Annotated in this window: 10 protein-coding genes and 1 pseudogene; 8 read left to right on the top strand and 3 right to left on the bottom strand. The window is 68.3% G+C overall.

Annotated elements, in window-relative coordinates; translation table 11 throughout:
• The first annotated feature begins 105 nt into the window (after positions 1-105).
• The 4 genes and pseudogenes from JF781_RS02180 to JF781_RS02165 all read left to right on the top strand — a co-directional run bounded on the left by JF781_RS02180 (position 106) and on the right by JF781_RS02165 (position 5,965).
• Positions 106-1,299 (top strand): acyl-CoA dehydrogenase family protein, encoded by a 1,194-nt coding sequence (locus JF781_RS02180; protein WP_225326668.1) that lies wholly within the window; start codon positions 106-108, stop codon positions 1,297-1,299.
• Positions 1,299-2,120, top strand: a complete 822-nt coding sequence (locus JF781_RS02175; protein ID WP_225326669.1) for a mycofactocin-coupled SDR family oxidoreductase — start codon at positions 1,299-1,301, stop codon at positions 2,118-2,120. Before JF781_RS02180 ends, JF781_RS02175 begins: the two co-directional genes overlap by 1 nt.
• 49 nt (positions 2,121-2,169) lie before the next feature.
• Positions 2,170-2,598 carry a pyridoxamine 5'-phosphate oxidase family protein gene (locus tag JF781_RS02170; RefSeq protein WP_225326670.1) on the top strand — a complete coding sequence of 143 codons (429 nt, stop codon included), beginning with the start codon at positions 2,170-2,172 and terminating at the stop codon, positions 2,596-2,598.
• Positions 2,599-2,705: 107 nt separating this feature from the next.
• Positions 2,706-5,965: pseudogene (locus tag JF781_RS02165) on the top strand (LuxR C-terminal-related transcriptional regulator).
• Here JF781_RS02165 and JF781_RS02160 read toward each other — a convergent pair.
• From JF781_RS02160 to JF781_RS02150, 3 genes are all read right to left on the bottom strand, one after another.
• Positions 5,951-7,033 carry a phosphotransferase family protein gene (locus JF781_RS02160; protein ID WP_225326671.1) on the bottom strand — a complete coding sequence of 361 codons (1,083 nt, stop codon included), beginning with the start codon at positions 7,031-7,033 and terminating at the stop codon, positions 5,951-5,953. The pseudogene JF781_RS02165 and the gene JF781_RS02160 sit on opposite strands and share 15 nt — an antisense overlap.
• Before the next feature lie 87 nt (positions 7,034-7,120).
• A complete protein-coding gene (locus JF781_RS02155; protein WP_225326672.1) occupies positions 7,121-8,866 on the bottom strand; it encodes an ABC transporter ATP-binding protein in 1,746 nt (581 codons plus the stop codon).
• Entirely contained in the window at positions 8,863-11,478 is a 2,616-nt protein-coding gene (locus JF781_RS02150; protein ID WP_225326673.1) for an ABC transporter ATP-binding protein/permease, read from the bottom strand. Before JF781_RS02150 ends, JF781_RS02155 begins: the two co-directional genes overlap by 4 nt.
• Positions 11,479-11,752: 274 nt before the next feature.
• Here JF781_RS02150 and JF781_RS02145 point away from each other — a divergent pair, with 274 nt between their 5' ends.
• The 4 genes from JF781_RS02145 (at position 11,753) to JF781_RS02130 (ending at position 13,482) form a co-directional block, all read left to right on the top strand.
• Positions 11,753-12,187, top strand: a complete 435-nt coding sequence (locus tag JF781_RS02145; protein WP_225326674.1) for a thiol-disulfide oxidoreductase DCC family protein — start codon at positions 11,753-11,755, stop codon at positions 12,185-12,187.
• A 228-nt stretch (positions 12,188-12,415) separates the two neighbouring features.
• Positions 12,416-12,688: a hypothetical protein gene (locus tag JF781_RS02140; protein ID WP_225326675.1), complete on the top strand. Its 273-nt coding sequence runs from the start codon at positions 12,416-12,418 to the stop codon at positions 12,686-12,688.
• 11 nt (positions 12,689-12,699) lie between these two features.
• Entirely contained in the window at positions 12,700-12,849 is a 150-nt protein-coding gene (locus tag JF781_RS02135; RefSeq protein ID WP_225326676.1) for a hypothetical protein, read from the top strand.
• A 360-nt stretch (positions 12,850-13,209) separates the two neighbouring features.
• Entirely contained in the window at positions 13,210-13,482 is a 273-nt protein-coding gene (locus JF781_RS02130; RefSeq protein ID WP_225326677.1) for a hypothetical protein, read from the top strand.
• The last annotated feature ends 259 nt before the right edge of the window (positions 13,483-13,741 follow it).

The following is a 13,741-nucleotide window of genomic DNA, read 5'->3' as shown; positions in this document are numbered from 1 at the left end:
CTCTGTTATCGCCGCCATCGGGCACCCTCAAGGCAAATATCATATTTGATATAGGATCCTCCCCTGAACCGGGGTGCCCCGGATCGGGAGAGGAGCGTGGAGCCGATGGCCACCGCCGAAATCGCCGAAGTCTCCGACGAGGACTTCCGCGAGATCCTGGCTCAGACAAGGCAATTCGTGCGCAGCGCGGTCGTCCCCCGCGAGCAGGAGATCCTCGACGACGACCGCGTCCCCGACGACCTGCGCGATGAGGCCAAGAGGATGGGCCTGTTCGGCTACGCGATCCCCCAGGAATGGGGCGGCCTCGGCCTCAACCTGATGCAAGACGTCGAGCTGGCGATGGAGCTGGGCTACACGTCGCTGGCGCTGCGGTCGATGTTCGGCACCAACAACGGCATCGCCGGACAGGTCTTGGTCGGGTTCGGCACCGACGAACAGAAGTCGCGCTGGTTGGAGTCGATCGCGTCCGGCGACGTCGTCGCCTCCTTCGCGCTGACCGAACCCGGCGCCGGATCGAACCCCGCCGGCCTGCGCACCAAAGCGGTTCGCGACGGCGACAATTGGGTGATCTCCGGGCAGAAGCGGTTCATCACCAACGCGCCCGTCGCCAACCTTTTCGTGGTGTTCGCCCGCACCCGCCCGGCCGACGACAAGGGACCCGGGATCGCGGTCTTTTTGGTTCCGGCCGATGCCGCCGGCGTGCAGGTTGGTGCCAAGGACGCCAAGATGGGCCAGGAAGGCGCGTGGACCGCCGACGTCGTCTTCGACGATGTCCGGGTGGACGACGGCGCGCTGATCGGCGGCAGCGAAGACATCGGCTATCGGGCGGCGATGACCTCGCTGGCCCGCGGCCGGGTACACATCGCCGCCCTCGCCGTGGGCGCCGCCCAACGCGCGCTCGACGAATCCGTCGCGTATGCCGCCACCGCGACGCAGGGCGGGGCGCCGATCGGAAGCTTCCAGTTGGTGCAGGCGATGCTCGCCGACCAGCAGGCCGGCGTGATGGCCGGCCGCGCGCTGGTGCGGGACGCGGCGCGGCTATGGGTCACCGATCAGGACCGCAGGATCGCCCCGTCGGCGGCCAAGCTGTTCTGCACCGAAATGGCCGGCAACGTCGCGGATCTCGCGGTGCAGATCCACGGCGGCAGCGGCTACATGCGTGGCGTTGTGGTCGAGCGCATTTACCGCGACGTGCGCCTGCTGCGGCTCTACGAGGGCACCAGCGAGATTCAGCGTCTGATCATCGGATCGAACCTGGTCAAGGCGGCGGGGCGGACCAGCACAACGAAGGAGCGTTAATGGCAGGCAGGCTTGCCGGAAAAGTGGCATTGATTACCGGCGCGGCGCGCGGCCAGGGCCGGGCACACGCGGTGCGCATGGCCTCCGAAGGCGCGGACATCATTGCCGTCGACATCGCCGGCAAGCTGCCGTCCTGCGTACCTTACGACCCGGCGAGCCCGGACGACCTGAGCGAAACCGTTCGCCTGGTCGAAGAATCGAACCGCCGCATCATCGCGTCGGTCGTGGACACGCGCGACTTCGACGGACTGCGAAAGGTCGTCGCGGACGGTGTCGCCGCGCTGGGCCGGTTGGACATCATCGTCGCCAACGCCGGGGTCGCGGCGCCGCAGGCATGGGACGACATCACGCCGGAAGACTTCCGGGACGTCATGGACATCAACGTGACCGGCACGTGGAACACCGTGATGGCCGGCGCGGACAAGATCATCGACGGCGGCCGCGGCGGCTCCATCATCCTGATCAGTTCCGCTGCCGGGATGAAGATGCAGCCGTTCATGATTCACTACACCGCCAGCAAGCACGCCGTCACCGGGCTGGCGCGGGCGTTCGCCGCCGAGTTGGGCAAGCACTCGATCCGGGTCAACAGCGTCCACCCGGGCCCGGTGAACACTCCGATGGGGTCGGGTGACATGGTCACGGCGGTGGGCAAGACGATGGAGACCAACCCGCAGCTGTCGCACGTCCTCACCCCGTTCCTGCCGGACTGGATCGCCGAGCCGGAGGAGATCGCCGACACCGTGTGCTGGCTGGCCAGCGACGAGTCCCGCAAGGTCACCGCCGCGCAGATCCCCGTCGATCAGGGCTCGACGCAGTACTGAGACCAGCGCGGCGGGAATAGATCGCGGAGCATCCGCGCTTTCACGCCACATGAAAGCCTTCACCGAGACCGAACGTCAGGAGTTCCTGGCCGCCAAGCACGTCGGCGTCCTGTCCGTCGCGGCCACCGATGGCCGGCCGCCGGCTAGCGTCCCGATCTGGTACGACTACACGCCCGGCGGCAACGTCCGGATCATGACCGGCGCGTCCAGCCGCAAGGCGCGGCTCATCGAGCGGGCGGGGGTGGTGACGCTCGTCGTCCAGCGCGAGGAGCCGCCGTACCAGTACGTGGTGGTCGAGGGCGCGGTGGTCGAGACCACCAAGCCGGCCCCGGCCGATCTGCAGGAAGCCATCGCCGTTCGCTACCTCGGCGAAGAAGGCGGGCGGGCGTTCGTCCAAAGCATGGAAGGCGTCGAGGAGGTGCTCTTCACCATCCGGCCCGACCGCTGGCTGAGCGCCGACTTCACCGGCGATCTGTAAACCGCCGGAAATCTACGCGCATCCGCCGATGTTTTGCGGCGTGCGCCCGGCCCATGCTGGCTAACATGAGCGAGATCGAGTGGAGCGACCTGGGCGTAGGCGAAGCGATGAACGAGCCCCTGCCGACCGGCACCGTGACGCTGCTGCTGGCCGACGTCCAGGGCTCGACGCAGCTGTGGGACTCCCAGCCGCAGGAGATGACCGCGGCGATCGCCAATCTGGATCAAACGCTGGCCGAGTTGGTCGGGGCCCATCGCGGAATCCGCCCGGTCGAGCAGGGTGAGGGCGACAGCTTCGTCATCGCGTTCAGCCGCGCGTCCGACGCGGTGGCGTGCGCGCTCGCGTTGCAACGGGCGCCATTGGCACCGTTGCGACTGCGGATCGGTGTGCATACCGGCGAGGTTCAGCTGCGCGACGAGAACAACTATGTGGGGCCGGCCATCAACCGCACGGCGCGACTCCGCGAGCTCGCGCATGGCGGCCAGACGGTGTTGTCGGGCACCACCGGCGATCTGGTCGCCGACACGCTCGCCGACGACGCCTGGTTGACCGACCTCGGAACCCATGCGCTGCGAGATCTGCCGCGCCCGGAGCGGGTGGTGCAACTGTGCCATCCCGACCTGTGCAACGAGTTTCCGCCGCTTCGGAAACGCGAATCTGTTGTCTCTCAACGCCTTCCCGCGCAACTGACCAGCTTTGTGGGGCGCGAAGCCGAAATGCGCGAGGTGCGAGACATGCTCGCGCAGAACAGGTTCGTGACGCTGACCGGCGCCGGCGGCGCGGGCAAGACCCGGCTGGCCGTTCAGGTCGCCGCCAGTGTCGCCGGGGACTACGCCGACGGAATCTGGTATGTGGACCTGGCTCCGCTCACCGACCCCGACCTGGTGTCGCTCACCACCGCCCGGGCGTTGGGGCTACCGGATCAGCCCGGGCGATCCCCGGAGAAAAGCCTGCTGCAGTTCATCGGCGACCGGCGCATGCTGGTGGTGCTCGACAACTGTGAGCACCTGCTGGACGCCAGCGCCGCGCTGACCGGTGCGCTGCTGGGCGCCTGCCCGCGGTTGACGGTGCTGGCGACGAGCCGCGAGCCGATCGGGGTGAGCGGCGAGGTGACGTGGCGGGTGCCGTCCCTGTCGTTCGACGACGACGCCGCGCGGCTGTTCGCCGACCGCGCCGGGCACGCGCGCCCGGGCTTCAACCTCGAGGACGGCAACGCGGCCGCCGTGCAAGAAATCTGCCGCCGCCTCGACGGCATGCCGCTGGCGATCGAGTTGGCCGCGGCACGCGTACGCGCGTTGTCGCCCAACGAGATTCTCGCCGGCCTGCAGGACCGGTTCCGCTTGCTGACCGGCGGATCGCGGACGGCGGTGCGCCGCCAGCAGACGCTGCGCGCCTCGGTGGACTGGTCGCACGCGCTGTTGACCGAGCCGGAGCGGATCTTGTTCCGCCGGCTCGGCGTGTTCATGGGCGGGTTCGACCTCGACGCCTGCCGAAAGGTGGTCTGTGACAAAGGCCTGGCCCAGCACCAGGTGCTGGATGTGCTGGCGCTGCTCATCGACAAGTCGCTGGTGACGGCCGAATCCGCCGGCGGCCCAATGCGATACCGATTGCTGGAGACGATTCGCCAGTATGCGCAGGAAAAGCTCAGCGAATCCCCGGAAGTCATCGCTGTGCGGCAACGGCACCGTGACCATTTCACCGCGCTGGCGACGGCGCTCGACGTTCCGGGGGACATCGGCCTGGAGCCCCTGCTCGATCGAGCGCAGACCGAAATCGACAATCTGCGTGCCGCCTTCGCGTGGAGCCGGGAGAACTCCGACACCGACAGCGCATTGCAGCTGGCGACGTCGCTGCAGCCGCTGTGGCTCACCCGGGGCGGCCTCCGGGAGGGATCGGACTGGCTCGACGCGGGTCTTGCCGACGCGGAGCGTCCGGGCGCCGACGTGGCTCTCCACGCGATCGCGCGGGCGCTGGCCGACAAGGCATTCCTGGACAACATGCGCGACGCGGAAGGCTTTGCCCGCGCGCAGCGTTCGCTGGCCATCGCGCGCGAGCTCGACGATCCGGCGCTATTGGCGCGGACCCTCACCGCATGCGGACGCCTCGCCGCCTTGGACGCCGAACTGGCCCGGCCCTACTTATCGGAGGCGGAAAACCTGACCCGAGCGATGGGCGACCGGTGGAGGCTGAGCCAGCTCCTCTACAGCCAGGCGCTCGCCGCCCTGCTCGGCGGCGGGGATCTGGACGCCGCCGCGGCGGCAGCGACGGAAGGCCGTGACCTCGCCGACGAGGCCGGCGACCGGGGCTACTCGCGCGCATGCCGGTGGTGTCTCACCGGCGTGCAATGGGTGCGGGGCGACGTCGCGGGGGCCGAAGCGGGGCATCGCGAATTGATGATCGAAGCGGATGCGGCACACGCCCTGATCTGGCAGGTCAATGCCCGCGCGGCCCTGGGCCACGTGCTGGCCCACAGCGGACAGGCGGACGTGGGGCGGGCGCTTGCGCTGGAGGCGCTCGACGACGCCGCGGGGATCGGCCGCTACCAGGAAGGTGTCGTCTACGCGGCGCTGGCGTTCGCAGCGCTCGCCGGTGGCGACGTGGGCGCGGCCACCGATGCCAGCGATGCGGCGCGCGAGCGGTTCGCCGGCTTGCCGCTGGCGAGCCCTGCCAACAAACCCTCGGCACAGGCCGCGCTCGCCCGGGGCGATCTGACGGCCGCGCGTCGCTTCGCCGAGGAAGACGTCGCGACGGGGGTGGGCTGGTTCACGGTGCAGGCGCTGCTCACTCGGGCGCGCGTGGCCCTGGCGGAAAACGAGCCCGGGCGAGCCGAACGCGATCTCCATGACGCGCTGACCCGCGCCGCGGACACGCAGGCCCACTTGTTCGTTCCCGACCTATTGGAGTGCCTCGCCCGGGTGGCCGGAGACGCCGGCAGCCACCCGGAAGCGACGCGGCTTCTCGGCGCGGCGCACGCCGTCCGCGAGCGCACCGGGATAGTCCGCTTCCGGGTGTACGACGCCGACTACCAGGCGTCGGTGGAAAAGGCCCGCGACGCCTTGACGGACAAGGAGTTCGATGACGCCTGGACCGCAGGAGCCGCTCTGTCCACCGACGAGGCGATCGCCTACGCCCGCCGCGGGCGGGGTGAACGCAAACGCCCGCCCAGCGGTTGGGACTCGCTGACCCCGACCGAGCGCGATGTCGTCCGCCTCGTCGGCGAGGGACTGGGCAACAAGGACATCGGCGAACGCCTCTTCATTTCCCCGCGCACCGTACAGACGCACCTGACCACGTCTACGCGAAACTCGGGCTCACGTCGCGGATGCAGCTGGCTCAGGAGGCAACCCGGCGATCAGTGCTCGATTAATTCGAGCGTGCCCAGCTCGCGGATCGCCTGACAGCCGCGACTGAGCATGGCCAGCACCATGTCGTCGCCACGCTCGGTCGCGGCGGCGAACGCAAACCCCAGCGCCGAGATCAGCGGCGCCTGCAGAACCCCGAGCCGGTAATCGCGCCAACATGTTTCGCGGTCGTAGTCGCTGACACCGCCGGCCGTCAGCGCGCGATGGTAGTCGGCGACCAGCTCCTCCTCGATGGCGGCTCGCAGCTGCGAATTGAGGCTCGTCGCGGTGAAGTACGCGAGATCGCGTGTGGGCAGGCCGACACCGAGTGTCTGCCAGTCGACCACGCTGACCCTGGTCCGATCCGGGTCGAACAGCAGGTTGTCCAGGCGGTAGTCGCCGTGCAGCAGGGCGAACCGGTCGTACTCGGACAGCAGCCAGGGTGTGATCACTCCCATGGCCGCGCTGAAGGTCTCGCGATCCTCGGCGCTCATGCGAGCGCCCAGCTTCTCCAGCGTGATGTCGGCGCTCATCTTCGCCACTTCGCCCATGCCGGCCGCGCCGGACTCATCCGGGCGCCCGAACGCGATGCCGGGGAAATCGAGCCAGGCGGGGTCACACCAGGTCGGCGCGTGCAGGCCGGCCAGCGCGTTCACCGCCAGCCGCGCTTCGGCTTCACCGCAGCCGATGAGCTGATCGCCCTGCACCGCCGGCGCCTGATCGGCGAGCAGCAGGGCGAAATCCATTGCATCCTCGGTGATCTCGGAGTAGAAGCACCGCGGGGTCGGCACCTGCACCCAATCCGCCACCGAGGAGTAGAACGCGCATTCGCTGCGGTAGCCGATGACCACCCTGTCGCGCACGGTGTCGTCCTGGGCCGGGAGTTTGATCACAAAGGTCTGCGGAAGGTCACCGGGATCCGTCGCATAGCGGGCGGTCACCCGGTAGGTCGCCCCGGTCTGTCCCGTGCCGATCGCGACCACGTCCACCTCGGCGACCTCGACGGGCGCGCCGCGCCCACTGAGCGCGGCCGACAACCATGCCGGGGTCACGTCGCCGGGGTAACGCGGTATCGACGACAGCACAGCACTCATAGGCGGCACGCCTCCTGTACGGGGACAGCTCGGTTCGACTGACCAACTGTAAGGCATACCGCAAGATTTGCGGTCAACCGCGGTGATTTAGTCGGCCAGAATGCGCCATTCGGCGGCCTCGTGCTGCTGGCGCCAGAATTCGTCGAAACGCCCGCCCGCAGCAAGCAATTCGTCGACCGTGCCGTCCTCGACCACCTGGCCGCTGTCGAGAAACAGGACGCGGTCGGCGTGACGGATGCTGGCCAACCGGTGCGCGACGATCACCTGGGTGCGCGATTGCGGGTCGGCGGTCAGCGCGTCGACCACGGCGGCTTCGTTCTCGGTGTCCAAAGCGCTGGTCGCCTCGTCCACCAGCAGTATCGGCGCGGGTTTGAGCAGCGCGCGGGCGATGCTGACGCGTTGGCGTTCACCGCCTGAGAGTGCCGAGCCGGCTTCACCGACGACGCTGTCGGCGCCGTCGGGCAGGCGTGCGACGAGCTCGTCGACGCGGGCGAGCGCCACCGCCCGCGCGAACCGGTCATCGCCGGCGCCCGGGTCCCCGGCGAACACGTTGTCGCGGATCGACCCGTGGAAAAGGTAGGGATGCTGGAACACGACGCTGCTTGCCGCGCGCCGGGCGTCGGCGTCCAGCGTCGCCGCGTCGACACCGTCGATCAGCACCCGGCCGCGGGTGGGCTCGTGCAGCCCGGCGATCAGCGCCAGGATGGTGCTCTTGCCCGATCCGGACGGTCCGACGATCGCCGTCGTGCTTCCCGGCTCCAACCAGAAACTCACCCCGTCGAGCACCAGGTCGGTGGCGCCACCGAAAGCTGGGTACCCGAACGTCACGTCGTCGAACTCGATACGCGGCGACGTGGCGCCCGGCAGCGTCGCGGCGCCGGCGTTCATCAGCGGCGCGGTGAGCACCGAGCGGATGTTGTCGAGCGTGGCGCGGGTGCTCTCCAGCGCCGGCGCCAGCTCGCTGATCGTGGTGAACGGCTCGAGGTAGCGCACGATGACGACGATCAGTGCGATGGCCTCGGCCACCGACAGCGTTCCGTTCACCGTCAGCGCGGTGGTCGCCCCGGCCAGCAGGATCAAAGCCAGCTGGCTGGCGAGGCTGAACAGCAGCTGACCCGGGACCTGCATGGAGAGCAGCCGCATGGTCGCGCCGTGTTGGGCGGCCAGCGCGTCGCCGACCATGCTCCTGGCCGGTTCGACGCGCCGCGCGGCGCGCAACGCCTGCTGGGTCCGGGCGAACTCGATGATCCGCTCGGTGAGCGCGCTATTGGACTCGGCCGCAGCGGAATCGGCGCGACGCGCCAGGCGGGCCGACGCCCACAGCGCGCCCAACATCAGCGGCAGTCCGCCCAGGGCGGCCAGGCCCAGTTGCCAGGAGACCGGCAGCAGGACCACCGCGATGGCGGCGGGCAGCAACACGGCCGAGATCAACGGCGTGAGCAGGTTGACGACGAGGCCGACGAGTTCGGGGCCGGTCGCCGCGATCGCCTGCCGCGCGGTCGCGGTGTGCTCGGCGGTGAACCAGTCCAGCCGAACGCCGGGCAGTCGGTCGGCCACGTCATGCTGGCTGTGGTCCAGCACCGCGAAGCCCAGGTTGAAGCCGATACGCGCCGTCGCGGTGTCGATCACCCAGCCGAGCGCGGTGGCGGCGGTCAGCCAGCCCAGCCACACCATCGCGCGCTGCGGGGTGTCGCTGAACAACGCGCCCACCAGGGGGACCAGCAGCACGGTGGCGACCGCCCGCACCACCACGGAGATCAACGCCAGCACCGTGTAGGCGACGACCCGGTTGCGGCGATCCGCCGGGACCAGGCTCAACCACGTGCGGATCATCGGGCACCCTCCCCGGCCGCGCCGGCGGCCACCCGGTCGCGGCGGCCGCCCTCCCACAGCCGCCGGTACCGGCCGTCGGCGGCCAGCAACTCGTCGTGGGTGCCGCGCTCGACGATGCGGCCGTGGTCGAGCACGACGATCTGGTGGGCCCGGGTGATGGTGTGCAGCCGGTGCGCGATCACCAGTACGGTGCGGTTCTGGGTCAAACGGTTGAGCGCTTGCTGCACAAGGTATTCCGACTCCGGATCGGCGAACGCGGTGGCCTCGTCGAGGATGAGAATCTCGGTATCGGCCAGGATCGCACGGGCGATGGTGAGGCGCTGGCGCTCCCCGCCGGACAGGCCGGTGCCGGCGCCCAGCATGGTGTCGTAGCCGTCCGGCAGGCGCATGATGCGGTCGTGGATCTGCGCCTCGCGCGCCGCCCGTTCGATCTGCGCGGCGGTGGCATCGGGTGCGGCCAGCGCGATGTTTTCCGCCACGGTGCCGTGCACCAACTGCGTCTCCTGTAGCACGAAACCGACCTGGGCGTAGAGCTGGTCGGCGGTCATCGACCGAATGTCTTGTCCCCCAACGCGTATCGAGCCCCCGTCGACGTCGTGGAACCGGGCCAGCAAGGCGGCCAGCGTCGACTTGCCGGATCCCGACCGGCCGACGAGTGCGGTGACGGTGCCGGGGCGCAGGGTCAGCGACACGTCGTGGATCACGGGAACGCCGGGGCGATAGCCGAAACTGACGTCGTCGAACACGACCGCCTTCGACGACTCCCCCGCGGGTTCGCCGTGATCGCGCACGGCGAGTTCGGGTTCGTCGAGCGTGTTCTGCAGGCGCCGGGCGGCCAACATGCCGGCGCGGATGCCGCCGAGGCCGTAGGCGATCCCGAGCAGGCGTGCGCCGAAGGTGGTTCCCAGCAACAAGAATGGCAGCAGGTTCACCGGATCCATCCGCCCCCCGACCACCAGCAGGGTGCCGGTGGCCGCGATGAGCCACAGGAACGTCGACGGGCGGGTGACCAGATCCATGAACGTCTTTTTGCCGGCCAGCGGGCGCTGCCAGGCGACCAGGAAGCCGACGTACTCGTCCAGGCGCCGCCGGAAACTCGATGCCGCGGCCCCGCCGAAGACGCGGATCACCGGCTGGCCCTCCAGGTAGGCGCCGGCCTCGCCGCTCATCGTCTCCGCCCAGCGCTGCGACTGCGGGATGCGCGGACCCGACTGAATCGTGAGCGACGACGTCAGCACCAGGTAAACCAGGACGGGCGCAAACAGCACCAGCGCCACCCGCCAGTCGACGACGAACAGGTAGACCAGCACCGCAACCGGCGCGACGGCCGCGGCGACGGCGTCCGGGATGGCGTGGGTGACCAGGTAGTGCAGGGACAGCGTGTCGTCCTGCAGCAGCTGCTTGATGGACCCCGATCCGCGTGCGGTGAACCAGCCCAGCGGGAGCCGAGACAGCTTGCGCAACAATCCCGTACGCAAATCGCGGGCGAAGCGCGCGTCGACCAGATGGAGCCACAGGGTGAGGGCCGCGCCCAGCAACGCCCCCAGGCCCAGCAACGACACCGCGGCGATGCCCACGTTCCATAGCCGCGACGCGGGCGCCCCGGATACCAGGAGCCGGGCCAGCTCCACCAGCAGCACGAACGGCGCCAGCTGCACCAGCGTGATCACCGCCTGCAACACACCGGACAGGATCAACGCCGAACGCAGCGGCGCGAGCAATCGGCCGGCCGCCTGGGCGCGCCAGTTCCCGCGGGACACCGGGGCGGGCGTCGTCTCCGGGACCCGTTGAGCCGACTCCAGCTGCGCCGCAACCTCTTCCGCAGAGACGGCGGGTGCGACGCTTTCGGATCCCTCGGCCTCGTCGCCGCGGCGGGTGCCCATCGCGCGCCCGGCGCTCCAGTAGGCCTGAGCGTGCACCTCGGATTTGGGGAATCCGAATTCGTCGCGCAGCCGGGTCCGCACCTGCTTCAGGGTCGTGGCCTCCGGCGTCGCCCACGCATACCAGTCGGACCAGTCCCGGCTTTCGATCGCCGCGGCAAGGGATTTCTCGTCATGACGGGCGACCCAATGCAGTCGCAGACGGGGGTGCGGCGCGATCGGGATCAGTGTGTCGTTGTCGTCGTGCTGTTCGAGGTACATCTCGATCGGGACGTCGTCGGGGACGACGCCGATGATGCCGTTCATTCCGGGGATGGAAGCCGAGTCGCCGATGAGCAGATATCCGGCCGGCTGCTCGTCGGGCATGTCGAACCGCGACGAACCCATCAGCGCCATGACGGCGATGGTGGCGCCGGGCTGCACGGTGCGCGCCCACTGCGACGCCGGACCCGCGGGATCGTGCAGCACGATGTCGACCGCGAAGCGGCCGGCCGCAACGTCCGCTTCCGAAATCGTGTAGGCGCGCTGGAACTCCGTTTTCGATCCGTCCGGATCCGGGAACCAGAACCGCAGCCAGGCGGCGGGTTCGGCATCGACGTCCTCGAACAGCGTCGGCGACGTCATGCGCACGCGGACGAAGTGCGGTGCGATTCGGACGGTTTCGATCACCGTCGCGGTGTGATCGCGCGCGCCGAAGCTGCGCAACATCACACCGGAGAATCCGCGTGCCATTAGCGGTCCTTTCTCGCGGCGCTCCGCGCCGCGGCGGCGATCTGACGATCCGGCGGGATCACCGCCACGAGGCCGCGGATCGATGCGGCCGGTGAGGACCGCACACACTGTGGATTCGACGCCTGCCACGATCCCGCGCGGGCGGCACCCCGCCGCGGATCACCGGCCAGCCGGTCACGACTCGGTACGTTACCCCCACAAACTAAGGGTTGCCTTACCATAGGTCAACCTCGGTCGCTGTCCACGCTGCGCGGCGGTCAGTAACCTGGGAAGTATGAGCGGTGAGAGCGGCGAGTCAGTGGCCCCGGTCCTGCTGTACGACGGTGTCTGCGGGTTTTGCAATCGATCGGTCCGCACGATAATCCGTTTCGATGCCGCCGGTCCGCTGCGGTTTGCGGCCCTGCAGAGCGTGTTCGCCAAGGCGATCGTCGAGCGGCACCCGGAGATCGGCAACGTCGACTCGATGGTGTTCGTCGACGACCCCGGCCAGCCGTCGGAACGGGTGGCTGTCCGATCCGAAGCCGCGCTACGCGTCGCGGATTACCTCGGCGGGGCATGGCGGGTGCTAACGGTCGCCCGCATCCTGCCGGCTCCCCTGCGCGACTGGCTCTACGACAGGTTCGCCGCGATCCGCTACCGGGCTTTCGGGAAGTACGACAGCTGTCCGCTGCCGTCGCCGGAGGTTCGCGCCCGCTTCGTGGAGGACTGAGGCGCGTCCGCTGCTGACGGGCGTTGAAGATCTGTGCGGGCGGAGGGACTCGAACCCTATTCAGCTATCCTGTTCAATCGCTCAAGTCCGAACTGACCTGCTCTTTAGGGTCAGATGGGTTCAAATGAGTTATGTGCAACTCCGCTGAAGTTGTGCTCAAAATGTGCTCACGAGTGTGATTGCTCGCGACGTGCAACGTAGCTGGGTCCGATCTGCGATAGTGGACAGATGCCCGCGCAAGCATGGGTGACGCTGATCGTCGGGGGCTTAGCGACCATCGGCGTCATCGTCACGTGGCAACAGAAGAATCAGGCCGACAGGCGCAGTGAGTGGTGGAGGCGCACACAGTGGGCATTTGAGCGTACGTTCACCACTGAGTATGACGAAGCCGTAGTTGGCTGGAAGATGCTCTCTAAGCTGGCGGCTTCTAAACTGGCGACTAAAGACGATTCCGAGATCATTCAGATCATCGCGGAGCAGACGGCATTGGGCGGGACGTGAAGGGGATGAAGATGACAACGGAACACACATCGGATAACGGCCCCCGAACCGAGCAACGCAGCCTCGACGTGCGCAAGGCCGCCGCGCAGGCGGCGGTAGCTGCCAGTGAAAAGACGGGCCGCGAGGTCGATCCACGAGTCAAGGAACTCGCCGAATCGTAGTGCCCGCGCAATCCCCTCATAAACCAGAACTCACCAATTCGGGGACAGCGCGGCGCTCAGACTTGGTGCGTGGTGACTAGACACCCTGGCTCAACGCAACGCTAGGGTGTTTTCGTCGGCGTGGGACAGACGCCGACGTGTCGGCGTCAAATCAACCGTGGACAACTATTGAAGCCGCCGCGTTGCAGGGTCATGAATTCGATCCTGCCCCCGCCGCCACATGGTACGAGGATCGGCTCGGGCGTGACCCGATAACGCTGCCATAGTGGCCGCGCTGGACCGGGTGCGCGAAGTGTTGCGAGACACGCCGGTGGCATACCACTTCCGTATGCCCACTATCCGGCGCTAGCGTCGCCAGGCATGACCGCCAAGCCCCCGGTGCACATCCACGATGTTCCCGAATCCGACCGCGCGATTGTTCCGGCCTCTGCCGTGCAAGTAGGCGACTGCCTGTTTGACGTGTTCAATGATCAATGGGTAACAATCGAGCGCGTCCGGGACGGTTCGTCGCGGTCGTGGCGGATCGACCGCGATGACGCAGGCCGTTGGACGTTCACGATTTTCTTCGAAGGCGAGCCGCAGCCGGGGCCAGGCTGGGCGGCGGGCAATGTGATTCGCCGCAAGGCGAATTGAGCAAAAATCCGCATGGGACGTGATGATGCCCGTTTGTTGCTCAAAGCGCTGTGTAGCGTCGCCGCAATACTTGCGGCCACCGTGTTGGTTGGGCAACACACCGGCAGCGCCGCCATCGGGTGGAATGCACATTGGCTCTTTGTCCGACATTGCTTACTCAGCCGGAAAAACATCGCCGTCGAAATCCAGGCGATGGGGGCGCTGGTCGCTTTCTATGGTTTGCTCCGCGCCTATGTCCGAGCAACGTATGCCCAATCCG

Origin of the sequence: Mycobacterium sp. WUMAC-067 (genome assembly GCF_020217485.1) — a bacterium.
GTDB lineage: Bacteria > Actinomycetota > Actinomycetes > Mycobacteriales > Mycobacteriaceae > Mycobacterium.
This window is presented reverse-complemented; position numbering and strand designations above follow the sequence as displayed.